This is a genomic window from Streptomyces niphimycinicus (assembly GCF_018883605.1).
In the GTDB taxonomy this organism is placed as follows: domain Bacteria; phylum Actinomycetota; class Actinomycetes; order Streptomycetales; family Streptomycetaceae; genus Streptomyces; species Streptomyces niphimycinicus.
Genome location: NZ_JAHLEM010000178.1, coordinates 1 through 24,572, shown reverse-complemented (window position 1 = coordinate 24,572; position 24,572 = coordinate 1). Strand labels below are relative to the sequence as shown.

Here is a 24,572-nt window from a genome sequence, read left to right as displayed (position 1 = left end):
GCTGGCCACACCCACCGCCGATGGTGCCGGCGTGTAGCTCTGACCGCTGCTGAGCCGGAGGCGGGTCGGGCGCTCACGGCCGTGAGCGCCCGACCCGCCTCCGGCTCAGCAGCGGTCAGAGCTACACGCCGGCACCATCGGCGGTGGGTGTGGCCAGCAGTTGCAGCTCCCAGGCGAGCGCGACCCCGGTACCGCCACCGTGGTCGAAGAGAACCTGCGCGAGCGCGTCGGTCGTTGACTCGCGAGCCCAGTCGCGCTGCCATTCGCTGATCACGGCCATCCAGGTGATCGGCACCACGCCGGCCTGCGCCATGCGACGCACCGCCATGTCGTGCGTCTCGGCACTGCCCCCGCCGCTGGCGTCCGTGACGACGAAGACGTCGTACCCCTCACCCAGCGCCTGGATGGCGGGCATGGCGACGCAGACCTCCGTCCACAGCCCGGCGATGATCAGCTTCTTGCGCCCCGTTCGCTCCACGACGTCGACGACGCGACGGTCCTCCCAGGTGTTGATGAACGTGCGGTTGATCGGCTTCTGGTCCGGAAAGACGTCCTGGAGGCCCTTGATGAGGTAGCCGCCACGCTCTTCTATCACCGTGGTCAGCACCGTGGGGACGTCGAACGCCTTCGCGGCCTTGGCCAGGCCGACGACGTTGTTAACGATCATGGTTGGTTCGTGGCTGTTGAGATTGGTGAACTGGAAGGGCTGGTGGTCGATGAGCACCAGGACGCTTTCCTCGGGGGTAAGCAGTGCTTCGAGTCCGGCCTTTGCAGTGCGTGTCACGATGGTTCCTTCTGCGTGATGAGTTGAGCGTTCGATGGTGAGAGTCAGAGTTGTTCGGGTGATGCCATCAGGTAGACGAACCGGCCCGGCCCGGCCTGCGCGATTGCGAAGTTCGGGCCGGCCACGCCTTCCTGAGTGGCGGCCATGCTCAGGTCGCCCAGGCGGACCGCGTCGTACCCGGCGCCGAGACTGAGCTGCCTGACAAGGCGTTGGGCTTCGTCGCCACCGGGCCACAGGCGCCATAGAGGATCGTGGCGTCGAGCACCGTCTTGTCCTCAAGGACGACGACGGATGACAGAGCCACCTCCACGGCGGTTCCCGGGACGGCGAGCAACACCGCCTCCGAGGTCGGCCGGCCCGCCGCCGATGTTGCCTCCTCCGATCACGGTGATGTTCGTGCTTCTCCCCTTGCCGGGCTGATGTGCCACGGAGGCCGGTCACCTCGACCGAGACCGGATCCGACCAGGCTCGGCCGGACTCGACGGGGCAGGTGGGAACGTCTCCCGTGGCGTGAACGACGCTACGGCGGCCATCCGGCGGGCGTCCAAGACTTGTCCGGACGCCGGGCAATAGGATTCGCCTATGGATGTCAGCCCCCGCGTCCTCCGCTACTTCATGGCCGTAGCCGAGGAACTCCACTTCGGCCGCGCGGCCACGCGTCTCTACATCTCCCAGCCGTCCCTGAGTCATCAGATCCGCAAGCTTGAGGAGACCCTCGAAACCCCGCTGTTTGTGCGTTCGAGCCGTCGGGTGCAGCTCACCGCGGCGGGCCGGACGCTGGTTCACGAGGCACCGATAGCGCTAGCCGCGCTGGAGCAAGCCGTGCAGCTCACCCGGCGGGCCGGGGCAGGGATCGCGACGACGATTCGGTTGGGCTATACGCCGGTCACGAGCTTCGACACGCTCACGGCGCTTCTGGACGCTCTCCACGAAGACCACCCCGACTTCACGGTCGACCCTCGAGAGTTCTTCAGCGCGGAGATTCCCGAACGGCTCTGTGCCGGCGACCTGGACATCGGTCTCGCCCTCTCACCGCAGCCGCTCGACGGGGTAGGTAGCGAGATTCTCCGTGAAGAGCCCGTTTCCGCGCTCCTCAGCACTCGCCACCGCCTCGCTGCCGCACCGACGATCCCGGTGACGGTCCTCCGCGACGAGACGCTACAGCTATTCCCTCGCCGGCTCGCACCGGCGTACTACGACGGCATCGTCGCCGCGTGCCACGAAGCAGGCTTCTCACCTAAGATTTGCGCGTTCGAGGAACCGCCGGTAAACGCCATGCTCGCCCGGCTATCCAGCGGACGCAATGTCGGCTTGGCCCCTACATCGTTCGCTGAGCACGCCGCGAAGGACAGCACCAGCATCATTCGTCGCGATGTCGTCGATCCGTCGATCGTGGCAGAACTCTCGGTGCTGTGGCCCGCGAAGGATCCGTCACCCGCCATTGCGAGCGTCCTCGCCACCGCCCGACGATGCGCTGAACACAATGGATGGCTACGCAGCCCCATCACATAGTGCCTTCGGCTACGGCCCGCAGCCTCGAGCACCGAAGCGCTCCGACCCACAGTCACAGAGCTTTTCTCGGTGCGGCTGGCCCTCGCACGTGTGGAGCGTCCATCCGCAAGCGGCTCGCGGTGGCTGATGAACGCGGACGCCGCCCATCGGCCGGACGCCGAGGCGGGCTGGGCCGAGCGCGTCGCCGCGTTCGAGGACGCCGGCCGACGCCTGCGCCGCCTCGCGGCCGATGGGCGTCTGATACGTGGCCTGCTGGCCGCCGCCGCCATCGGCGTCATCAACTCCGCCCTGGCGGCCTGGTCCACCTCCCGCGCGGGTCGCCTGGAGCCCAAGGTCGAGCGGATCGCCACCACCCAGTACCTGGCCGCCGCAGCCGGCGTCGAGCTGGAGGCCATCGACGACCCCCACTTCCGGCGGCTTGTCGACATCGCCCAGCACGGCCCCAGCTCAGCCCGCCGCACCGGCTCCAGGCGGCTACCAGCGGATTCAACTCGCCCTGCCGTTGCCAGAACCGCTATCGAGAAGGGTCTGCCGTCGCACATGTTCACCACTCAGGACGAATGGGACCGTGGCTATGCCGAAGGTCGCCGCTATCGGCCACTCACCGACACCGAACGCACGCTGATCGCCACACATCTGCCGCCCGCCGCCGAGGCTCTGGCTCTCGATGTCGGGTGCGGGACCGGCGAACTCGCCGCACACCTGGCCTCATCCGGCTACACCGTGGACGCCATCGACTGGTCCGAAACCGCCCTCGCCGAAGCCCGCACCCGCCACGGTGAAATTGCCCGTTGGCTCCGTCTCGACGTCGAGGAAGACGACGGAGCCTCGCTGAACGCCGACGGCTATGACCTGATCACCCTGCGATTCGTCGCTCCGTTCCTCACCTTCCGCGACCGCACCCTGGACACGCTGGGCCATCGGCTGCGGCCGGGCGGCGCCCTCGTCCTCATCACGCCGCTCGCCGCCGACACCCCCGCTGAGCGGCGCGGGATCACCCTGAGCGAGGACGAGCTTGCCCGCCTGCCGAGTCGCTGGGCGGCTGCGGAGCGGCACGATGCCGACGGGCTGGTCCTCCTCGTCCTGCGGGGGCCGGCAGCCCCATGCCGATGACAACCGCCTGCTGAACTGGAGTTTCTCCCTGTCAGCGGGCCCGCTCACATCGTCGGGACGACAGGATTCGAACCTGCGACCCCTTGCCCCCCCCAGTCGGCCGCACCGTCAGCGTGTGCTCGCCCTCGGCCGCGGGCCGGCGGGCGGTGAGGACGAGCCGGTGGATCGCCGGGCCCCACACGCGGGTGAAGGCCGGATCGGTGAGCGGGATCGTCTCCACCGAGGCGGTGAACGCCACGGCGTTCCAGTCCAGGATCAGCCCACGCCCGGCCGACGGGCTGACGACGGCCCGGCCGCCCCCGTCCACGAGGGCCACCTCCCCACCGGCCAGGAGGTGCAGCGCCAGTGAGCCCAGCGGGGCGGAGCAGCCCCAGGCGTCGCCGATCTCAATGCGCTCGCCGTCGTCCACGTCGCGTACGAGCCGGAACGTGCGCTGCCAGCGAGTCAGCCCTGCTTCAGGCGGATAGGCCGCGGCGAGGTCACACCTCAGCTCGTCAGTGATGCCGGCGCAGCGGTGGGCGACCGCGGCCGCCCGGAAGCCCGGCCCCGGCGGCTGGCCAAGGCCGTTGACGACCGGCACGTTGTGATACTCGCTGGTCATCGACCAGATTCCGTAACGCTCCGGGCTGAACGTCTCCTTGCGGTACGTGCCGACCCCGGCGTCGATCAGCAGCGGCCGGGCGTCGAGGGCGACGATGAAGGTGCCGACATCGTTGTGATTGTGGCTCTCGTCGTTGTGGCCGCCCTTCGCCGCCAGCAGCAGCCCGCGCTCCGTGCCCGCCGCGGCGCGGGTGACCAGGACCTGGGTGTCGGGCAGCCAACTGCGTACGGGCAGCGGGAAGGGGGCGGGAGCGGCCGTCTGCCAGTCGGCGTCGAAGAGGGCATCGATGGTACGACGCAGGTCGAACGGCCCGCCGGTCTCCGGGATCGCGGCATCGGCGCCGCCGCGCAGCGCCCGGGCGTGTGCGCACACCTCCGGCTGATCGGTGCGGCGGCCGTACCGGTGCAGCACCGCTGCCGCCATCTCGCGCGGACGCGCCGGCCCGTCCGCGAAGTTGACCGCCCAGCCGTCGCCGATCCAGGTGGCCAGGGGAAAGCGGGCGATGGCGCGGATCAGCGGATGGTCGAAGACCCCCGCGTCGGTGCCGAGCAGCGAGGTGAGGGTCTCCAGGCATTCGAAGAGGCTCGCCCCGGCGCGCCACCAGTAGTGCGGCCCTTCGTCGCAGCCGCCGTCATCCGGCTGCGCGGCCAGGTAGTTCTCCAGGCCCTGGACGATGCGGGAGACCACTGAGCCACGGACCTCGTCGGACTCCTCTGTCAGCGCGGTGGCCAGCAGCAGCTCGGAGTGGATCCAGGGATTCCAGTTGTTCAGCTTGGCGGTCGAACCGTCATACCAGCCCCAGTCGTCGCGTTGCAGATACGGCCGCAGCACCCGGGTGGAGACCTCCCGGCGCAGCCGTCGGCGCACCAGCGGGTCGATCCGGTCGAGCTCCTCGCCGACGATCGCGTCGGCCAGCGCCAGGAGCACGGCCGTCATCGAGGCGCCGAGGTCCAGGGTGGGGCACTCCGGGTCCGGCAACAGGCCGCGCTTGCGGCCGTGGGAGCCGAGGACCCGGAAGTCGTGCGCCGGGAGCACCCAGCTCGTCTCCTCGCACAGCGCCCAGACGCCGTCCATCACTTCGTCCAGGAATTCTGCTGACGAGGGGCCCACGGCGGCGGCCAGCACCGCCCACCCGAGCCGCTCTCGTCGCGCGGCGGCCGGCGCCTGGTAATCCCAGCGGTCGCCGTCGCGGGCGAAGCGGGCGAACAGCGAGGCGGGCAGGGACGGCCACGGATCTCCGAGCGCCGAGCCGGCCGCCCGCAGTACGCGGTCGCGGGTGTCGTCGCCGATGCCCTCCCACGCGCCCCGGTCCGCCGCGGGCGGTACGGGACTCCACTCGCCGATCCGCGGCATACGGGCGGCGACCAGCGAGGGCGGGAACAGCTCTGTCAGACGGGGATAGCCGGGCATGGCCTAGGGCTCCGGGAGAGTGGGGGACTTGGGACGGGTGGGGGACTTAGGACGGGTGGGAGGTGATGGGCCGGGGCTACGGCCCGGTGTGCGTGCGCGGCCGCGGCGCGAAGGTCATGTGGAAGCCCCCCGCCGCCATGGCCCACGCGGCGACGGCGGACATCGGCGCGCACCCGGGCACCACGCCCGGCGCCGCACCCGGGCACCATCCGCGGCCCGCCCGCGGGCGTCATATGGCCGAGAGCGCAGCGCCCGGGCGCCTTGGGGCGCTTCAGACCAGCAGCAGCGACCTGGGCTGAGCGGACAGGGTGCGGTCCAGGACCAGGACGGCCGCGCCGATTGCCGCCACGTTTTCGCCCAGGGTGGTCGAGGTGACCGTCGTCGGGTGGGTCGGCCTGACGAATGGGCTCCGCGCCACCATCGACTCGATCGTGGGCAGGAGGCGATCGGACAGCAACTGCCACACCGGACCGCCGAACACGACCCTGTCCACGTCCAGGAGCGTCGCCGCCGCGCAGACGCCGCGGCCGATGCGGATGGCCAGGCGCTCGATGATGCCGTCCGCCGGTACGTCCCCGGCGGCGGCCAGCGCCGCCAGGCGTTCCAGGCCGCGCTGGGCGTCGGCCGGGTCGAGGCAGGTGTACTCGGTGCCGAGCACGCCCAGGGCGATGGCCTCGTCGACGAGCGTACGGGCCGAGAAGGACGCGCCGAGGCCGCCGACCTCGCCCGCGTTGCCCGACACGCCGCGCAGCACCGTGTCCTCCACCGCCAGGCCCATGCCGGAGCCGGTGCCGAGGTAGAAGAAGAGCAGGTTGCGGCTGTCGGTGGCCGCGCCGGCCCAGCGTTCGGCCACCACCGCCGCCGTCACGTCCTTGTCGAGCAGCGCCGGGAAGCCTGTGGCTTCGCTCAGGCGATCGCGCAGCGGGTAGCGGCCCCAGCCCGGCAGCTCCGGCGGGTCCACCACCCAGCCCGCTTCCGCGTCGATGGGGCCGGGAGCGGCGATGCCCAGGCCCAGTACCCGGGCGTCGTCGATGCCGGACTCGGCCACCAGCGCCGACACCGATGCCGCCATGCCGGCGCTGGTCCGGTCGGTGTCGCCGCCGCTCGGTGTCTGCCGGCTGCGCTGGGCGACGACCGTGCCGGCCAGATCCACCAGAACCGTGGTGATCACGGCGGGGTCGAGGTGAACCCCCACGGCGTAGCGCGAGCTCGGCACGACCTCCAGAAGCGTGCGGGGCTTGCCGCTGCCGGTGTGCTGTTTGCCCGACTCGCGCGCCACACCCTGGTCGAGCAACCGGCGGGTGATGTTCGAGACGGTCTGCGCCGACAGGCCAGTGGCCTGGGCGAGCTCCACCCGGCTGAGGCCGTCCGCGTGCCGGCGGATGGCGTCCAGGATCACGGACTCGTTGAAGTCCGCCATCCGCGGCAGGTTGGTGCCGCGCCTGATGGCCGGATTCTCGGGCTTCGCGGTCGTCAACGTGTCTCTCCCTGGCTCGGCGGCATCGTGGGCCGCAGCCGCAGCGTACGGATCTGGAACGGGCGGAACGTCAAGGCCACGGCCCCGTCCTCGGACACGGCCACCTGCGCGCCCGGCTGCTCCAGCAGATCACAGTCGTACGCGGCGGCCAGCTCGAAGCCCGCCGTGAGCCGAGCGGCCCGCACCGCCCCGCCGCATGCCTCGTACAGCCGCACCACGACGTCGCCGCCCCGGTCATCGGCCAGCTTCACCGACTCCACCACGACGTCGCCGGGCTCGACGGACACCAGGGCGGCGGCCGACACCGGGGCCGGGCGCAGTGGCAGGTTCAGAGCGTACCCACCCGCGATGGCCTCCTCGATGCCGGCTCCGGCCACCAGCGCATAGCTGAAGCTGTGCCGCCCGCGGTCGGCCTGCGGGTCGGGACTGTGCGGCGAGCGGAGCAGCGAGAGCCGCACCGTGGTCGTGGTGCCGCCGTCCGCGCGGGTGTCGCGGCGGATGTCGTGCCCGTATGTGGAGTCGGTGAGCAGTGCCGCTCCCCAGCGCCGCTCCCCCACATGCACCCAGCGGTGCGCCCACAGCTCGAAGCGGGCCGCGTCCCAACTGGTGTTCTCGTGTGTGGGCCGCCGCGCATGCCCGAACTGGATCTCGGCGCTTTCGTGCTCCGCGTGCACGTCCAGCGGCCAGGCCGCCTTCAGTACGGTGTCGCGCTCCTGCCAGTCGATATCGGTGCGGACCGTCACCTGGGCGGATTCGGCGGCGAGGTCCAGGTGCTGGACGATCCGGGAGGCGCCGAAGGCGCGCTCCACCCGCACCGAGGCGAGCAGCGGGCCCCGGTCGACAAGTGTCACCGACTCGGCCTCCATCAGGTCGCGGACGGTGTCGCGGTAGTAGGAGTCGATGTTCCAGGCCGACCACAGGTTGGGGTCGTCGGGGTGCAACTGGAGAAGGTTGCCGGCGCTGCCCGGCGCGATCGACTCCCGGCCGGCGGCGTGGTGGTGAACCGAGGTGATCAGACCGCGCCGGTCCACCACGACCCGTACCACGCCGTTGTCGAGGACGAAGCCCCCGCCCTCGGAAACGGCCGTGACCTCCTGGCGCGGCGCGGCCACCGTGCCACCGGAGGCGAGGGCGGCCACCTCGGCCAGGACGGCGCTGCGCCCGTCCGACAGGCGCTGCGCACCGGGGAGTTCGGCCCCGCGCACGAGCGCGACCTCGCGGCGCGCGTACGGCCCCGCGTTGAGCAGCGCTCCGGCAGCACCCGGCAGCCGGCCCGCCGCATCCGCGATCAGCCCCTCCAGCTCGTCGCGGATCTCCCCGTACTCCCGCTCGGCCTGCTGGTGCACCCACGCGATGGAGGTGCCCGGCAGGATGTCGTGGAACTGGTTGAGCAGCACCCGCTGCCACAGCGCTTCGATGCGCTCGTACGGGTACGGGGCGCCCGCCCGTACCGCCGCCGTCGCCGCCCACAGCTCGGCCTCGCGCAGCAGTGCTTCGCTGCGCCGGTTGCCCCGCTTGGTGCGGGCCTGGCTGGTGTAGGTGCCGCGGTGGTTCTCCAGGTACAGCTCGCCGCGCCACACCGGAAGCCCGGTGCGCTCGGCACGCGCCGCCGCGAAGAAGGCGTCCGGGGCCTCGATGGCGACCTTGGGCGAGCCCTCCAGGTCGCGCAGCCGGCGGGCCTTCTCCAGCATGGAGCGGGAGGGGCCGCCACCGCCGTCCCCGTAGCCGAACGGGACCAGGGACCGGGTGGCCACCCCCTTGTCCTCGAAGTTGCGCTCGGCGTAGGCGAGTTCGGCCCCCGTGAGCGACGCGTTGTAGCTGTCGACGGGCGGCAGATGGGTGAAGATGCGGGTGCCGTCGATGCCTTCCCAGTCGAAGGTGTGGTGCGGCAGCTTGTTCGTCTCGTTCCAGGAGAGCTTCTGGGTCAGGAACCACTCCGCGCCGGCGAGTCTGGCCAACTGCGGGTAGGCGGCGGTGTAGCCGAAGGAGTCCGGCAGCCATACGCCCTTCTGCTCGACACCGAACTCCTCCGCGAAGAAGCGCCGCCCGTACACGAGCTGGCGGGCCATGGCCTCGCCGCCGGGGAGGTTTCCGTCGGCCTCGACCCACATACCGCCGACCGGGACCCAGTTGCCTTCCTCGGCCGCCCGCTTCATCCGGGCGAAGATCTCGGGGCGCTGCTCGCGCATCCACGCGTACTGCTGCGCCGAGGAGCAGGCGAAGATCAGCTCGGGGTACTCCTGGGCGAGAGCTGTCATGTTGGTGAAAGTGCGCGCGCACTTGCGCACCGTTTCGCGCACCGGCCACAGCCAGGCCGAGTCGATATGGGCGTGCCCGACGGCGGCCAGGGTGTGCGCGGAGGCGTGTGCCGGCCGGGCGAGCACGTCGGCGAGGCGGTCGCGTGCCGCTGCGGCGGTGCTCGCCACGTCGGCCGGGTCGACGGCGTCGGCGGCGCGGCGCAGGGCGTAGAGGATCTCGTGCCGCCGGGCGGAGCCGAGCGGAAGCTCGCCCATCAGCTCGCCGAGGACCTCCATGTCGTGGATGAGGTGCCAGACGTCGTCCTCGCGGACAGCGATCTCGGCCTGCTTGAGGCGGTAGAGATGGTCGGAGCCTGCCGTCGCCGGCGAACCGTAATGGGTGTTGATCCCCCCACTGCCGGTGATGGGCGGATTGGCGGCCAGCTCGATGAGCAGATCGACGCCCTCGCGGCCGGTGGCGGGGTCGGCGAGGAGCACGCTGCGGTGGTACGGGTGCAGGCCCTGGACCGGCGTGCCATGGGCGTCGTGGACCAGGCCCTCGGCCTGGCCGCCGGGCCCCTTGGTGAGGTCGAAGTCCAGGTCGAAGACGGCCTCGACCCGGCGGCCGGCCCAGTCGGCGGGGATCTCGGCGCTCGCGCGCAGCCAGGTGGTGCACCAGGGCGCGCCCCATGCCGAGCCGAGCTGGAAGGGTTCGTACGCGGCGGTCAACGCGGCGGCCACGGGCACCGGCTCTCCGTCCACGAACCAGGCCCTGAGCGCGAGCGGCCGGGCAGCGCTGTACAGGGCGGGGCGGACGACCCGGTCGAGCAGCCTGCGGATCCGGTCCTCGATGATCCTGCGGTCGTCATGCACGGTGGTCATCCTTCCAGGGGTCGTACGCGTCCGGATCGGGGGCCGGGAGCCGGATCGTGTCCCGGGTGCCGTCCGTCCAGGTCACATCGGCGAGGAGGGTGGTGCCGTCGGCACCGGTGGTGACCTGGGGCAGGGCGGCGGGGTCGGTGCCGCCGAGGTGCACCAGGGCGATGTGGAGGGTGCCGTGGGCCACGGGGCCTTCGGTCTCCACGACGGGGGTGGCGGAGGCGGGGCCGAGGGCGTTGCTGTCGGATCCCGGGCTCACCGCGCTGTGGGGCAGCCCTCGCACGCCTACGACGAGGGAGATGAGGCCGTCGGTGCCCTCGACCCGGGCGGGGCCGTCGGTGCCTTCGACCCGGGCGGTGTCGGCGTCCGATGGCGCGCCGTCCACGGCCAGGGCCCAGCCGCCGACCCGCAGCACATGGCCGGGCCCGGGATCGCCGTCGACGCGTACGGCGCGGACCTCGACCGAGCCGCGCAGCGCGGAGCCGACGGTGACCCAGGGGCCGAGGGTGTAGTCGGTGTCGGGGCCACCGAACACATCCCATGTCGCGTCCTCGAGCCAGTGCGCGCGCGAGCGCGAGACGGCGGTGGCGCCGTCGATGGAGATACGGGTGGCGGGGCGCCGGTGCGAGGCCCGCCCGGCGGCGTCGAGCAGCACGACCGCGTTGTCGAGCGGATCGGCGTCCGCACTGCCGCCGGGGACGGTCGGGTCGCCGGGGGTCTCCGGCGCGGTGTGCGTGGAGTAGGCCAAGCGCGCGTAGGACGGGTCGTCGGCGTGCGGACGGGCCGGGTCGGCGTGGTCGCCGCCGTGGTTGACGACGCGTACGACGCCATCGGCGGCGGTGCCGGAGACCAGCCAGCCGGGCGTCGCCAACTCCTGCGCGAAATCGCCCTCTTCGACGGCCAGCGGCGTCGCCTGAGCCGTCCACACCGGATGGTCGGGCGGCAGGGCGAGACCGATGAAGCCCTTGCTCGCCCAGTACGGGGAGGCAGGGCCGGAGTAGCTCTGGAGGATGCCGCGGAAGGGGCGGTGCCAGCCGAGCGTGAGCAGCCCCCGCGCGTTCAGCGCCCCGTGCCCGGTGAAGTGGTCGAGCATGCGGGTCGCGAGCGACCGGGTCTCCCCCGGCGCCAGCGGTGTGGCGTCGAAGACGGCGCCGGTCCACACGGAAGCCAGCGCCGCATGCCGGTAGGTGAGTGAGCGGCCCTGGATCAGCGGTGAGCCATTGGCTCCGACCAGCAGTCGCTGGTCCGCCAGAAAGCGCCGCAGCCGCTCCCGGTAGCGGTCCAGCAGCCCGGCGGGCGCCGCATCGCCGAGGATGCGGCAGAACCACAGCGGGTAGAGGTGCATCGCCCACCCGTTGTAGTGGTCGAAGTTGCGGTGTCCGCCGCCGGTCAGCCCGTCGGAGTACCAGCCGTCGCCCGCGTACCAGCCATCGGTCAGCGCGATGGTCCGGTCGAGGTCCTGCTGGCGCCACCGGCCTCCAACGGTCCGGGCGAAGGCTTCGGTGACGCCCTGGAACCAGATCCAGTTGTTCCCCGGCATCGGATCACCGACCATCGGCGCCAGCCAGTCCAGCACCCGCCGCTGGACCTTCGCCTCCAGCCGGTCCCAGATCCACGGCCGGGTCTCGTGCAGCGCGAGCGCGATGGAGGCCGCCTCGACCTTCGCCTGGTTGCACTTCGCGAAGGCCGGCCACCGGTCCGGGTGCTCCGGGTCGGTGCCTGCGGTGAGGCCGGCCGCGTACCACCCGGCGAGGTCGTGCGGGTCCGCGCCCGCCGCCCCCGCCAGCCGGAACGCGGCCAGCAGGAACGTGCGGGCGAACCCCTCGAGACCGTCGCTGTGCACGCCGTTGTGGCTCGGCGTACCGGGCAGGTGGATCAGGCCGTGCCCGTCGGTGGCGTACGGACGGACGGCGAGCAGCATGTCGTCGGCGGTCCGCTCCCAGCGGGCGCGGTGCTCGGCGGGGGTGCGGTGGTGCATCAGTAGCGGGTCTCCCATGCCTTTTCGAACTCGACGCGGATCTGATCGCCCGCCTCCTTGCGCCAGTTCCGCATGACGCCGTCCCACTCCTTGAGGGGGACGCGGCCTTGCATGATGCCCTTGCGGGTGTCGTCCAGGGTCTTCTGGAGCAGTGCGGACTTCTTGGCGTTGGTGGGCGAGTAGAGGGCCTCGGTGGGGTTGCGGACCAGCCGCTCGACGGCGTCCTTCTGGAATGCGTACTGCGTCTTCACGATCTCCGGCTTGACCGGGTAGTAGAGCGTGAAGGGCGCGTCCGTGGCGAACGTCGTCGGCAGGGTGACCTCGGCCGTGCCCTTCGGCGTGAGGATCGGGTCGGCGCCCTTCATGGTGTGGTCCGGGCCCCGGACGCCGTACTTGCGCAGCAGATAGCTGTCCGTGCCGAAGGGCGCGGCAAGGGCGTTCATCGCCCGCAGGATCTGCTTGATACGTGCCTTGGGCGCCTTCTTGATGATGAGGAAGCCGTAATAGGACTGGCCCGACCAGTAGGTGCCCTTGCCGCCGTCCCAACTGGGCGGCATCAGATAGCCGAGGTCGAAGCCCTTCGCCGCGGGGGCGTAGGTGGTGTAGTAGTCGTTCCACGCGGCGGCCCCGTCGGGGTTGATGACGAGCCGGCCGGTGCCGAACCACTCCTTGACCTTGCCCGTGACGGTGTAGGCGTCCGGGTGCATGACTCCGGCCTTCGTCATCCGGCGGACCGCGTCCATGGCCTGCTTGGCCTCCTCGGTCTCGAGCCAGAAGGTGAACTTCCCCCCTTCCTCACGCCATTTGTTGGGTCCGCCCAGCATCTGCATGGTCGTGTCGAACGCGGTGATGGGGTCGCCCATGGCGTACTGGTTGCGCTTGTGGTCGGTGACGTCCTTGCACAGTTGGAAGTACTCCTTCCAACTGCTCGGGTTCGGGTCGACGTCCAGCTTCTTGAGCAGGTCGAGGCGGGTGAAGACCGGACCGCCGGAGACCGGCCGGGGCATCGGGATCCCGTAGATGCCGCCGCCCAGCACACAGGGCGCCCAGGAGGCGGTCGGGATGTTGGCGAGGTACGGGTAGTCCCGGATGTTGTCCCCGGACAGATGCGGGGTGAGGTCCTCGAAGAGGGCGTCCAGCATGCCCGGGGTTGCCGCGGCATTGTCTTTCGGCGGCAGCATCAGCATCGCGTCCGGCAGATCGCCGCCCGCGAGCGTCACGGCGAACTTGTTCGGATAGTCGGCGACCGGTGTGATCTCGAAGTTGAGGTCGCAGCCGATGCTCTTGTTGAGCGCCTGCCACATGACGTTGCTGTCCACCGGCGGCGGCACCGGATTGAAGATCAGCGTCATGATGTCGATGGCGGGGCCCTTGGCGGGCGGGCCGTCCGGCAGCGCCTTGACGGGGTTGGCGGGGTAGTGCTCGTAGCCGACCGAGACGCCGTCCGCTGTCGCGGGCATCGACGTGGGCACGCCCTGGTACGGGATGTACGTGGGCAGCGTGGCCTTGGCGTTGGCCGCCCTGGCCGAGACCGGCTTGTAGTCACCGCAGCCGGCCAGGGTGAACCCGGCAGTGGCACCGGCGGCCGAGGCGAGAAAGCCGCGGCGGCTCATAGCTGGTTTCATCACCGTCATCCCTTCACCGCTCCGACCATGACGCCCTTGTTCATATGCCGCTGGAGGAAGGGGTAGACGATCACGATGGGCACGATCGAGAGCACGAGGATGGCCGCCTGTAGCGACTGTGCCGGCGGCAGCGGCGCGCCGGCCGCGACGTCGACCTGGCCGCCGCTGAGAGCCGCGTTGTTGACGACGTAGGTGCGCAGCACCATCTGCATCGGCCACTTGGCGGCGTCGTTGATGTAGAGCAGCGCGTTGAAGAAGGCGTTCCAGTACGTCACCGCGTAGAACAGGCCGATGACCGCGACCGATGCCTTGGACAGCGGGAGCACGATCCGGGTCAGGATCGACAGTTCGGAGGCGCCGTCGATGCGCGCCGAGTCGATGAGCTCTTTGGGGATGCCCATGAAGAAGGAGCGCAACACGATCACGTTGAATGCGTTGATCATGGTCGGCAGGATCAGTGACCAGTAGCTGTTGATCAGGCCGAGCTGCTTGACCATCAGATAGCTGGGTATGACGCCCGGCACGAACAGCAACGACATCAGCAGCAGCATCAGGATCGGCTTGTGCCCGAAGGAGCCCGGCCTGCTGAGTCCGTAGGCCAGCGAGATGGAGCTGAGCAGCGACAGGGCCGTGCCGACGACGGTGATGCCGACACTGACGAACATGGCCTTGGCGACCAGCCCGCCGGAGAGCAACGCCGAATAGGCGGAGAAGCCCGGGTTGTCGGGCCACAGGACGTAGCCGCCGGCCTTGGTGACCTGTGCGGTGTCGGCGAGCGAGGTCGAGATGATCGCCAGGAACGGCAGCAGCACCAGGACCACACAGATCAGGAGGATCAACGACTTCAGGGCGCGCCACGGCGAGGTGCCGGGGGTCTCGCCGGGGATGGCGCTGTAGGCCCGGCGCGGCGGCCTGCGGCGCACCGGGTGGGTTGGCGACAGCGTTGTCATGACGTGTAGACACCTTCCTCGCCGAAGAGGTGGGCGACCTTGTTGGCGCCCAGCACCAGCACGACCCCGACCAGCCCCTTGACGAGGCCGACGGCGGCGCTGACGCCCCAGTCCCCGCCGAGGAGACCGTGGTTGTAGACGTAGGTGTCCATGACTTCGCTGTTCTCCAGGCCGACGCCGGTCTGCTGAAGCAGGATCTGCTCGAAGCCGACGGAGAGGGCGTCGCCGAGGCGGAGGATGAGCAGCAGGATCACCAGGCCGCGCAGCGCGGGCAGGGTGACGTGCCAGGTCTGCCGCAGGCGGCTGGCGCCGTCCATCGCGGCGGCCTCGTAGAGGTCGTTGTCGACGCGGGAGAGGGCGGCCAGGAAGAGGATGGTGCCCCAGCCGCTGTCCTTCCAGATGACCTGGGAGGTGAGCAGCGACTTGAACAGCTCCGGGTTGCCGATGATGTTCCAGGTGCCCAGGTCGTGGGCTTGCAGAAACAGGTTGAGCATGCCGGTGTTGCCCAGCATCTGCTGGAAGAGGGCGACGACGACCACCCAGGACAGGAAGTGCGGCAGATACAGCACGTTCTGCACCCACTTCTTGATCCGCTCGCTGACCAGGCTGTTCAGGGCCAGGGCGAGGAGGATGGGTGCGGGGAAGACGAAGACCACCTGGATCAGCGTCAGTTGCAGCGTATTGACCAGTGCCCGCAGGAACTGGTCGTCACCGTTGAAGAGCACATCGAAGTTGTCCAGCCCGCTCCAGGGGCTGTGCATGATGCCGATGTACGGCTGGTAGTCCTGGAACGCGATGACGTTTCCGAGCAGCGGAACGTAGTGGAACAGCAGCAGCGCTGTCAGCCCTGGTATCGCGAACCAGAACAGCGCCACGTCTCGCCGGCCGGCCGGGCGCAGGCGCGGCGGCCGGCGGATGTCCGCCCCTCCGCCCTCCTCGGCCGCCGGGGCGGCCGGTTGTTGAACCGTTGTCATGAGGTGGAGCCCTTCCATCATCGAGCGAATGTGCTTGTGGTCGGGCAGGCCCGATGCCCCGCCCGGCGGCGGTCGGCGGCTCAGGCCAGCCGGGCGAGCGCCTGCCGCGTGACCTCGCCCCGCAGCGGCTCGCCCGCCAGCCAGCGTGCGAACTCGGCGACCGCGTACTGCCCCAGCCGCCGCACCTCTGTGCCCTGGGCGCCGGCGATATGCGGAGTGAGCAGCACATTCGGCAGCGAAACCAGCGGGTGCCCCGGCGGCACCGGCTCGGGATCCGTCACATCGAGGTACGCCTCGAGCCGGCCCGAGACGCATTCGCGCGTCAGTGCCTCGGTGTCGACAATCGCGCCCCGTGCCGTATTGATCACCGCGGCCCCGTCGGGGAGCAGCGCCAGCAGCTTCGCGTCCAGCAGTCCCGTCGTCTCCGGCAGCAGCGGCGCGTGCACGCTCACCACCGCCGAGCGGCGGCACAGTTCGGCGAGTTCCACCGGCTCCGCGCCCAGCGACCGCGCCTCCTTGGCCGTGACATACGGGTCGCTGAGCAGGATCCGGTAGCCCGCTTCGGAGCGTGCCAGTTGGGCGATCACGCCGCGGCCGATGCGGGAGGCGCCGATGATGCCCACCGTCAGGCCGTCGCCACCCCAGCGGAGCGCGTGCTCCGGCCACCCGGTCCCGTATCCCGCCGCCATGGTCAGCGTCCGCCGGGCGGCGAGCGTGATCAGAGCGGCGGTGTACGCGATGACCGGGCCGGCGTTGGCATCGGCGGCCGAGGAGACCACGATGCCGCGCTCCCACACCGCCTCGCTCACCAGCGACTTGACCGTCCCGGCGGCGTGCAGCACGGCCCGCAGCCTCGGGGCCCGCGCCAGCACCTCGGCCGTCAGCCGCGGGCAGCCCCAACTGCTGACCAGCACCTCCACCTCGGCAAGCGACTCGGGGAAGGCGGCGTGCACCGAAGCACCCGTTGGGTCCGGGACCAGGTGCGCCATCTCGGCCAGCCGATCGCGCAGCTCCGCCGGCAGTACGAGACCGGCGACGTCGGGGCTCATCACGCACACCGCCGTGGGGCGGTCCGCGCGTGCCACTGGGGCAGTCATATCGGTCCGGTCCTCTCAGCCGCGCGGCAGCCGCAGGGTCACCATCTGGAACGGCCGCAGCGCGAGCGCCACGCCACCGTCGGCCACGGCCGGCCGTTCGGCGCCGGGCAGCGGGCGTTCCAGCAGGTCCGTGAGCACCGCGCGGGCGGCAGCGAAGCCGTCGACGCGGACGGTGGCGCGGGCACAGGCGCCGTTGGCCTCATAGAGGCGTACCACCAGGTCGCCGCTGTGATCGTCGGCGAGCTTGACCGCGCTCACCACGACGGCGTCGTTGTCGACCCCGACCAGGGGCGCCACCCCGGCGGCGGTGCCGGTGACACGGCGCTCCGGCAGGTTGGCGCGGTAGCCCTCGCGTACGGCGTCGCCGACCGTGGCGCCAGGGACCAGCGCATGGTGGAAGCGGTGTACGCCCTGGTCCGTCTCCGGATCCGGGTAGCGGGGCGCGCGCAGCAGCGACGCCCGCACCGTGGTGGTGGTCCCCGCACGGGCACCGGTGCGTACCGCGCGGGTCACATCGTGGCCGTACGTGGCGTCGTTGACGATCGCCACGCCCCAGCCCGGCTCGTCGACATGCACAAAGCGGTGGTTGCACGCCTCGAACTTCGCCCACTCCCAGCTCGTGTTCTGGTGGGTGGGCCGGTAGACGTGCCCGTACTGCGTCTCCGAGGCGTACCGGTCGGCCTTCACATCCAGCGGGAAGGCGAGCTTCAGGAAGCGCTCGGTCTCGTGCCAGTCGACCTCGGTGTCGATATCGAGCCGCTTGGCGTCCTTCGGTACGGACAGGAGCTGGCTGACGCGGGAGCCGCCGAAGGCGCGCACGATACGCACCGAGGTGCCCTCCACGCCCAGAGCGGCCACCTCGGTGAGGTCGCTGCCGGTGTTGCGGTAGAAGGCGTCGACGTCCCAGGCGTCCCACTGGTTGGGGAAGTCGGGGTGCGACTGGAGCAGGTTGGCCGCCTGCCCGGGCGCGATCGCCTCCCGGCCGGCAGCGCGATCGTAGGCGGAGACGACCAGGCCACGGGCGTCGATCTCGACGCGCAGGAGGCCGTTGTCGAGGACGTAGCCGCCGCCGTCGCGCGGGACCGGGACGACGCCGCCGCCCTCGTCGGCCGCGGCCGACGCGCCGCCGGCCGGGACACCGCGCCGGGTGTGCGGCGCCGAGTTGAAGACCAGCTCACTGGTGCCCGCACCGGCGAGCGCCCGCTGCGCACCCTCGATGATGCCCTCCAGCTCCTGCGCCACCCGCGCATACGTCTCCCGCGCCTCCCGGTGCACCCAGGCGATCGACGAGCCCGGCAGGATGTCATGGAACTGGTGCAGCAGCACCGTCTTCCAGATCCGGTCCAGCTCTTGGTACGGATACGGCGCTCCCGCCCGTACCGCCGCCGTGGCCGCCCACAGCTCGGCCTCCGTCAGCAGGGACTCGCTGCGCCGGTTGCCGCGCTTGGTCTGCGCCTGGCTGGTGAGGGTGGCGCGGTGCAGCTCCAGGTAGAGCTCGCCCACCCACACCGGCGGATCGGGGTATTCGGCCTCGGCCTTCTCGAAGAAGTCGGCAGGAGATTCCCACTGGACCGTCGGCGCACCCTCCATGCTGCGCAGCCGCGCCGCCTTCGCGACCATCTCGCGCGTGGTGCCGCCGCCACCGTCGCCGTAGCCGACCGGGGCGAGGGAGTGCCTGGCGAGACCCTTCTCCTTGAAGTTGCGGGCCGCGTGCGCGAGCTGGGCGCCCGTCATCTCGCAGTTGTAGGAGTCGACCGGCGGGAAGTGGGTGAAGATCCGGGTGCCGTCGATGCCCTCCCAGTTGAAGGTGTGGTGCGGGAAGGAGTTGGTCTTGCTCCAGGAGATCTTCTGGGTGAGGAGGCGGCCGGAGCCGGCGGCCTTGATGATCTGCGGCAGGCCGGCCGCGAAGCCGAAGGTGTCGGGGAGCCATGCCTCGTCGTTCTCGATGCCGAACTCTTCGAGGAAGAAGCGCTTGCCGTGGACGAACTGCCGGGCCATCGCCTCGGAGCCGGGCATGTTGGTGTCGGATTCGACCCACATGCCCCCCACCGGTACAAAGCGGCCGTCCGCGACCGCCTTCTTGACCCTGGCGTAGACCTCGGGGCGGTGCTCCTTGATCCAGGCGAACTGCTGGGCCTGCGACATGGCGAAGACGAAGTCCGGCTGGTCCTCGAGGAGCTTGGTCATGTTCGAGGCGGTACGGGCGACCTTGCGGACCGTCTCGCGCAGCGGCCACAGCCAGGCGGAGTCGATGTGGGCGTGGCCGACGGCGCTGATGCGGTGCGCCCCGGGGCTCGCGGGCGCGGCCAGCACCTCGGCGAGCTCGTCCCGCGCGGCCTGGGCGGTGCCGTTCACGTCCCGCAGGTCGATGGCGTCCAGCGCGCGGCCGACGGCGCGCAGGAGCTCCCAGCGGCGGGCGCCGTCGACGGGCAGCTCGGCCATCAGCTCGCCGAGCACCTCCAGGTCCATGACCAGGTTCCACACCGTCTCGTCGAAGACGGCCAGCACCATGTCGCCGAGGACGTACTGGGGCGCGTCGCCCGCGGTCGCCTTGTCGCCGAGCCGGGTCGGCTGGAAGGGCACGCCGTCCGCCTCGAGGTCGGGGTTGGAGGCGGCCTCGATACGCCAGTGGATCTGCTCGCCGCCGGCGGCCGGGGCGCCGACGCGGACGTGAGTGTTGCGCGGGTGGAGGCCCTTGACCGGGGTGCCGTCGGGCTCGTAGACGAGTCCCTCGCACTGGAAGCCGGGGGTACGCGGGGTGAAGCCGAGGTCGAGCACGGCCTCGACCGTCCTTCCGGCCCACTCCCCCGGCACCTCGCCGGTCACCTTGAACCAGCTTGTCCCCCACGGCGCGCCCCAGGGGGCGCCGGTGACAATCGGGCGGGTCGGTGCCGCCAGCCCCTCGGCCACCGGGACGGGCTCGTCCGCCGTGGACCAGATCTCCACGGTCAGGGGTGTGGTGGCGGGGTGGACGGCGGGACGGACGCGTTCGTTGAGGACGCGTTCCAGGCGGGCTTCGACCAGCTTCCGGTCGTCGTGCATCCAGGGCCTGTCTTTCCGGTCTCGTCGGCGGGTGGTGGGGTGTGCGGGTCAGCGGGCGACCGGGGCGGGGCGCTCGCAGGTGCTGCTGATCGGCAGGGCCCGGCCCTGCTCCGCCGCGTCCATGAGCGTCAGCATGACGTCCAGGACGTGGGCGGCGAGTCCGGCGGACGCGCGGTGCGGGCGACCGGCCGACAGGGCCTCGGACAGGTCGGCCAGGCCCGCGCCGCGCCCCGCGTCCGGGTAGCCGGCCGAGGCCGGCAGCGTCTCCCAGCCGTCGCCGCGGTTCAGCTCGACGGCGCCGTCGAAGTTGTTCGGGTCGGGTGCGGACAGCGAGGCGGCGGTGCCGTGTACCTCGATGCGCGGCAGGCGCGCGGCGCGTACGTCGAAGCTCATGATGAGCGTGGACAAGGCGCCTCCGGCGTGCTCCAGGGTGCCGGTGATGTGCGTGTCCACCTCCACCGGGAAGCTGCTTCCCGCACGCGGGCCGCTGCCGATGGTGCGCTCCGTGCGCGGGCGGGAGGACGCGCCGGTCACCTTGACCACCGGGCCCAGCAGGTGCACCAGGGCGGAGAGGTAGTACGGGCCCATGTCCAGCAGCGGGCCGCCGCCGGGCTGGTAGTAGAACTCCGGGTCCGGGTGCCACTTCTCGTGCCCGGCGCCGGTCATGAAGGCCGTGGCGGCCACCGGTCGGCCGATCAGGCCGTCGTCGATCGCCTTGCGCGCGGTCTGGGTGCCGGTGCCGAGGACGGTGTCGGGGGCGCAGCCGACCCGCAGACCCGTCTCGCGGGCAGCGGCGAGCACGGCGTCGGCTTCCTCGCGGTTCGCGGCCAGGGGCTTCTCGCCGTAGACGTGCTTGCCCGCGCGCAGTGCCTCAAGCGCGACGTCGGCGTGGGCGGCCGGGATGGTGAGGTTGAGGACGGCGTCCAGGTCCTCCCGCGCCACCAGGTCGGTCACCGAGTCCGCCACGGCGACCTGGCCCGCGTACTGCGCGGCGAGGGCCTCGGCGCGGCCGCGGTCGAGGTCGGTGACGGCGGTGAGCTCCACCGAGGTCAGCTTGGTCAGGGTGGCGAGGTAGGCACCGCTGATCTTTCCCGCACCCACGATGCCCACGCGCAGTGGCTTCAGCGGCTCGCCCACAGCAGTCCCCTCTCGGTCAGCGTCCGGACCTCCGGCACGTCGAAGTCGTCGGGCTTGTGCCCGATGGTCGATACGAAGACCCGGCCCTGGCCCCAGGTCCTGGCCCACACAGCGGGCATCACCGCGGGCCGGTCGTGGAACTCGTCCGGCGGGAAGGTGGTGGTGGCCAGCACGTCGATCTGCGGGTCGGTGAGCACCCAGTACTGCTCGGAGTGGAGGGTGAAGTCGTCGAGCCCGGCGACGATGGGGTGGTCGGCGCGCTGTGGCACGATCTCGTAGCCGTGGTCGAGGTAGCCGGGCGGGTGCATCACGAACGTGCCGCCGGTGAGCAGGTGGTAGCCGTGGTCGTGAAAGCAGTCGACGATGCCGCCGTGCCAGCCGGCCAGGCCGGTGCCGGCGCGGACCGCGGCGGCGAGGTTGGCGCTCTGCTCGCGGGTGATGCTGCCCATGGTCCAGCACTGGACGATCAGGTCGGTGGCGGCGAGGCGCTCCGCGTCGTCGTACACCGCGAGGTCCTCGGAGGTCTCGACGGTGAAGCCTCGGTCCTTGAGGTACGGAACGAAGCTGTCGCTGATCGTCACGGGGTGATGCCCGTCCCAGCCGCCGCGGACGACCAGCGCCCGCCGGGTGTCGGTGGTCAAGGTGGATGCACGCTCCCATTCGTCACCGCGTGGCAGGACGCGGCTTTCGGGGTGGTCTGGGTCGCGCCAGGCAGGTCCGGCAGGAGAGGGAGATGCCACCGATGACGGTGCCGGTCGCGACATTGCGAACGTATGAACCGACTCGACTCTTTGTCAATACGTTGTACTAACTCGCTGCCCCGGCGGTGAGTTCCGGGGGGCCCGCTCGGGCGGTGACACGAACTGGGCGAAGCCGTGGGCAAGTCTTTGTCATGCGGATGCGGTTGGCAGCCCTACCCCTGACCTGGAGGGGTCCGGCATCGCGGAATGCGACGGCGAAACTGCTGTTCAGGGCTACATCGCAGGAGCTCTGCGGCGGGGCGTCCGGCTGCCCGGTGCCCTGCCGCACCGCGGGCCGCACCACCCGCTCCGTCGACAACTCGGCGGGACACGCGGGCTGATGCCCTCGGGCCGACTCTCCCGCGCGTCCGATGAAAAGGGCCCGTCGACCGCATTGACGTAAGTCAATCAGATGGACTTTCATGTCCGCCCAGTGACGCCCTGTCCGCCCAGTGAGGCGAGGGCTCACCCACCCCCACCGCCGCTCAGGCGAACGAGAGGTCATCCATGCATCACCGCAGAGTCCGGCGACTCTCCATCTGGGTCGCCGGTGCCGCACTGCTCGGCGCCGGCGCCCTCACCGTCCTCCCCGGCGCCGAAGGGCACGCGGAGCCCGCGGCCGCAGCCGGCTCCGAAGCCACGGCCGCCGCCGAAGCCGGGGCCCGTACCCCCTTCGCGACCGTCGAGGCGGAGTCCGGGACACTCGGCGGTGGCGCCAAGGTCCACGCCATCGAGCCGGGCGATCCCGCGCCCACCAAGGCCACTCCGGAGACCGAGGCATCCGGCTACGCCTATGCCAAGCTGGACCGGACCGGCCAGTCGGTGGCGGTGGTGAACAAGACTGGCAAGCAGGCCAACACGCTCGTCGTGCGCGCCTCCATCCCCGACGCGCCGCAAGGCGGCGGCATCGACGCCTCGCTGAACCTCTACGTCGACGGCACGTACCGCCAGGCGATCACGATCAGTTCCAAGCAGGCATGGAACTACCGCCACGCCGCCACCAACCCGGACGACCCGAACGCCGGCGGGGCCGCCTACCGCTTCTACAACGAATTCCCCGTCCGGGTCGAGGGCGCCCCGATCCTCGACGGCAGCACCATCACGCTCAAGAAGGATGCCGCCAACACGGCCGCCTACTACGACGTGGACTCCGTCGATCTGGAGAACGTCGGGGACGCGCGCACCCGCCCCGAGAACTCGCTCTCCGTGGTCGACCACGGCGCCGACCCGACGTCTCGGAAGGACTCGACGGTCGCCATCCAGAAGACCGTCGACACCGCCCGCGAACAGGGCAGATCGGTCTGGATCCCGAAGGGCGAGTACCTCACCAACAGCTTCGACGGGGCCGCGCCGCTGGACTTCACCGGCGTGACCGTGCGTGGCGCCGGCATGTGGTACACCACGATCTACCGCAAGCCGCCGCTGCCGGCCAAGCAGCGCTCCCAGATCCTGGTCGGCTCCGGCACCCGGCTGAGCGACATCCAGATCGACGCCAACGCCATCTACCGGGACGTCCGCGGTCCCGGCGGCTCCGACTACGGCATCAACGCCAGCGGCGCCAAGGGCTGGCTGGTCGAGCGGATCTGGACCCGGCACACGGATGCCAACTGGCTGTCCGGCACAGGCGGCACCATCCGCGACAGCCGGACGGCGGACTCGTACGGCGATGGCTTCAACATCAACAACAGCAATACGCCCAGCCCGGACAAGCGCGGCGACGACATCACGGTCCAGAACAACTTCGCCCGCAACACCGGCGACGACTCCTTCGCCGTCTACTCCGACTCCGGCACCAAGGGCGACAACGGCCAGTTGAGCGGCGCCCGGGTGCTGAACAACACCGCGATCGCGCCCTGGTGGGCCAATGGCCTCCGGATCGCCGGCGGCAAGGACATCCAGTTCAAGAACAACCTGGTGAAGAGCGTGTCCTCGAACAGCACGCTGGAGGTCGGCGTGTTCGGCGACTCGGGCCACCCGCTGGAATCCGCCACGGTCAGCGGAAACGTCCTGCTCGGTGGCGGCGGCTGGAACGGCATCCGACACGGGGTGCAGATCGGTTCGCCGTCACCGACGTCGAACTTCCCCGACGCGTTCACGAACGTCACCATGACGGACAACGTCATGCGTGGCGCGCTGCGCGCGGGCCTGTTCATCACCAAGAAGAACGTGAAGGTGACGCTGCGGAGCAACACGGTCGACGGCCCGGCGAACCAGGGCATCTGGGTCGCCTCGGGAGTCACCGGGACCGGGACGTTCTCCGGCAACAGGGTGCGGAACCTGCTGCCGGGGCAGGTCGAGCTCCAGAACGACTCGAAGGACACGTTCAAGATCACGGAATGATGTGTGCGCGCCTGGCGGTCTCCACCTCGGGGTGAACCGCCGGGCGCGTCCGCGCCATCGCATGACGAGTGGGGTGTGAGGGGCGGCCGTGTCCACGTCGGGTGAGGTGTCGTTGACCGAGCGGGAGCTGGCGGAGCTCGAAGCGTGGTCCGGGGACAGACCGGAGCGGGCGGTGCGGGTGGCGATCGTGCGGGATGCGGCCGCGGGGCTGTCCGTGTCGCGGAGCGCACACCGGCTGGGTGTCTCGCGGCCGACGGTGAGCGCCTGGCGGCAGCGGTACGCGGCTGACGGCCTGGCCGGCCTCGAGCACCGGCCGCGCAGCGGACGCCCGGTGCGCGTTGACGAGGCGGACGTGGTGGCGGCGACGCTCGCGGGCCCGCCCTCGCCGCAGCGCGCCTGGTCGGCGAGGGCGCTCGCCGACCATCTCGGGATCTCGCACACCACGGTCGGCCGGGTGTGGCAGCGCTGGCGGATCCGGCACGACGGTCCGACGGCCCCCGTGTGCCTGCCTCTTGAGCCGCCACTGGCCTGCGCGCGGCCCGAGCTGCTGGCCACGTGGGCTCGTGCGGACGGCGCGGCGTTCCTCGTCGTCGCCGACGCCGTCCCCAGCGGGCGGCCGCGCACCGGAGCGGCGACCGCGGACGAACGGCGCATGCGCTACGCGGCGTTGGGCGCC

General features: G+C 71.0%; 16 protein-coding genes. 4 read left to right on the top strand and 12 right to left on the bottom strand.

The window, feature by feature from the left end:
* Positions 1-121 precede the first annotated feature (121 nt).
* Complete coding sequence (locus KN815_RS17835) at positions 122-784, bottom strand: hydrolase (RefSeq protein WP_216342921.1); 663 nt, start codon at positions 782-784, stop codon at positions 122-124.
* 582 nt (positions 785-1,366) lie between these two features.
* Between KN815_RS17835 and KN815_RS17830 the strand changes: the two genes are divergently transcribed.
* A complete protein-coding gene (locus KN815_RS17830) occupies positions 1,367-2,296 on the top strand; it encodes a LysR substrate-binding domain-containing protein (protein ID WP_216342920.1) in 930 nt (309 codons plus the stop codon).
* 126 nt (positions 2,297-2,422) lie between these two features.
* Positions 2,423-3,409 carry a class I SAM-dependent methyltransferase gene (locus KN815_RS52185; RefSeq protein WP_372458389.1) on the top strand — a complete coding sequence of 329 codons (987 nt, stop codon included), beginning with the start codon at positions 2,423-2,425 and terminating at the stop codon, positions 3,407-3,409.
* 31 nt (positions 3,410-3,440) lie between these two features.
* Here the strand turns inward: KN815_RS52185 and KN815_RS17815 are convergent, their stop codons facing one another.
* The 11 genes from KN815_RS17815 to KN815_RS17765 all read right to left on the bottom strand — a co-directional run bounded on the left by KN815_RS17815 (position 3,441) and on the right by KN815_RS17765 (position 21,457).
* Positions 3,441-5,420 carry a heparinase II/III domain-containing protein gene (locus tag KN815_RS17815; RefSeq protein ID WP_253209055.1) on the bottom strand — a complete coding sequence of 660 codons (1,980 nt, stop codon included), beginning with the start codon at positions 5,418-5,420 and terminating at the stop codon, positions 3,441-3,443.
* A 271-nt stretch (positions 5,421-5,691) separates the two neighbouring features.
* Positions 5,692-6,840 carry an ROK family protein gene (locus tag KN815_RS17810; RefSeq protein WP_308403658.1) on the bottom strand — a complete coding sequence of 383 codons (1,149 nt, stop codon included), beginning with the start codon at positions 6,838-6,840 and terminating at the stop codon, positions 5,692-5,694.
* A 53-nt stretch (positions 6,841-6,893) separates the two neighbouring features.
* Positions 6,894-10,007 carry an alpha-mannosidase gene (locus tag KN815_RS17805; protein ID WP_216342922.1) on the bottom strand — a complete coding sequence of 1,038 codons (3,114 nt, stop codon included), beginning with the start codon at positions 10,005-10,007 and terminating at the stop codon, positions 6,894-6,896.
* On the bottom strand, positions 10,000-11,991 hold the full coding sequence (locus tag KN815_RS17800; RefSeq protein ID WP_216342918.1) for a DUF2264 domain-containing protein: 1,992 nt from the start codon (positions 11,989-11,991) through the stop codon (positions 10,000-10,002). Before KN815_RS17800 ends, KN815_RS17805 begins: the two co-directional genes overlap by 8 nt.
* Positions 11,991-13,616 carry an extracellular solute-binding protein gene (locus KN815_RS17795; RefSeq protein WP_216342917.1) on the bottom strand — a complete coding sequence of 542 codons (1,626 nt, stop codon included), beginning with the start codon at positions 13,614-13,616 and terminating at the stop codon, positions 11,991-11,993. The genes KN815_RS17800 and KN815_RS17795 overlap by 1 nt, the downstream gene beginning before the upstream one ends.
* A 5-nt stretch (positions 13,617-13,621) precedes the next feature.
* On the bottom strand, positions 13,622-14,566 hold the full coding sequence (locus KN815_RS17790; RefSeq protein ID WP_216342916.1) for a carbohydrate ABC transporter permease: 945 nt from the start codon (positions 14,564-14,566) through the stop codon (positions 13,622-13,624).
* Positions 14,563-15,540, bottom strand: a complete 978-nt coding sequence (locus tag KN815_RS17785) for an ABC transporter permease (protein ID WP_216342915.1) — start codon at positions 15,538-15,540, stop codon at positions 14,563-14,565. The genes KN815_RS17790 and KN815_RS17785 overlap by 4 nt, the downstream gene beginning before the upstream one ends.
* An 80-nt stretch (positions 15,541-15,620) precedes the next feature.
* On the bottom strand, positions 15,621-16,637 hold the full coding sequence (locus tag KN815_RS17780) for a hydroxyacid dehydrogenase (RefSeq protein ID WP_216342914.1): 1,017 nt from the start codon (positions 16,635-16,637) through the stop codon (positions 15,621-15,623).
* A gap of 15 nt (positions 16,638-16,652) precedes the next feature.
* Complete coding sequence (locus KN815_RS17775) at positions 16,653-19,679, bottom strand: alpha-mannosidase (protein ID WP_216342913.1); 3,027 nt, start codon at positions 19,677-19,679, stop codon at positions 16,653-16,655.
* Between the two features lie 48 nt (positions 19,680-19,727).
* Positions 19,728-20,816: a Gfo/Idh/MocA family protein gene (locus KN815_RS17770; RefSeq protein ID WP_216342912.1), complete on the bottom strand. Its 1,089-nt coding sequence runs from the start codon at positions 20,814-20,816 to the stop codon at positions 19,728-19,730.
* Positions 20,801-21,457 (bottom strand): ThuA domain-containing protein, encoded by a 657-nt coding sequence (locus tag KN815_RS17765; RefSeq protein ID WP_216342911.1) that lies wholly within the window; start codon positions 21,455-21,457, stop codon positions 20,801-20,803. Before KN815_RS17765 ends, KN815_RS17770 begins: the two co-directional genes overlap by 16 nt.
* A 606-nt stretch (positions 21,458-22,063) precedes the next feature.
* On the opposite strand from KN815_RS17765, the gene KN815_RS17760 reads away from it, so the two are divergent.
* Entirely contained in the window at positions 22,064-23,896 is a 1,833-nt protein-coding gene (locus tag KN815_RS17760; protein ID WP_216342910.1) for a right-handed parallel beta-helix repeat-containing protein, read from the top strand.
* Between the two features lie 88 nt (positions 23,897-23,984).
* The coding region (locus KN815_RS17755; protein WP_216342909.1) for a helix-turn-helix domain-containing protein at positions 23,985-24,572 on the top strand (588 nt) is incomplete at its 3' end.

Excerpts from the sequence above, each read along its gene's own strand:
- KN815_RS17830 (WP_216342920.1), top strand. The coding sequence starts at position 1,367 with ATGGATGTCAGCCCCCGCGTCCTCCGCTACTTCATGGCCGTAGCCGAG.
- KN815_RS52185 (WP_372458389.1), top strand. The coding sequence starts at position 2,423 with ATGAACGCGGACGCCGCCCATCGGCCGGACGCCGAGGCGGGCTGGGCC.
- KN815_RS17815 (WP_253209055.1), bottom strand. The coding sequence starts at position 5,420 with ATGCCCGGCTATCCCCGTCTGACAGAGCTGTTCCCGCCCTCGCTGGTC.
- KN815_RS17810 (WP_308403658.1), bottom strand. The coding sequence starts at position 6,840 with ATGGCGGACTTCAACGAGTCCGTGATCCTGGACGCCATCCGCCGGCAC.
- KN815_RS17800 (WP_216342918.1), bottom strand. The coding sequence starts at position 11,991 with ATGCACCACCGCACCCCCGCCGAGCACCGCGCCCGCTGGGAGCGGACC.
- KN815_RS17795 (WP_216342917.1), bottom strand. The coding sequence starts at position 13,616 with ATGAAACCAGCTATGAGCCGCCGCGGCTTTCTCGCCTCGGCCGCCGGT.
- KN815_RS17790 (WP_216342916.1), bottom strand. The coding sequence starts at position 14,566 with ATGACAACGCTGTCGCCAACCCACCCGGTGCGCCGCAGGCCGCCGCGC.
- KN815_RS17785 (WP_216342915.1), bottom strand. The coding sequence starts at position 15,540 with ATGACAACGGTTCAACAACCGGCCGCCCCGGCGGCCGAGGAGGGCGGA.
- KN815_RS17780 (WP_216342914.1), bottom strand. The coding sequence starts at position 16,637 with ATGACTGCCCCAGTGGCACGCGCGGACCGCCCCACGGCGGTGTGCGTG.
- KN815_RS17775 (WP_216342913.1), bottom strand. The coding sequence starts at position 19,679 with ATGCACGACGACCGGAAGCTGGTCGAAGCCCGCCTGGAACGCGTCCTC.
- KN815_RS17760 (WP_216342910.1), top strand. The coding sequence starts at position 22,064 with ATGCATCACCGCAGAGTCCGGCGACTCTCCATCTGGGTCGCCGGTGCC.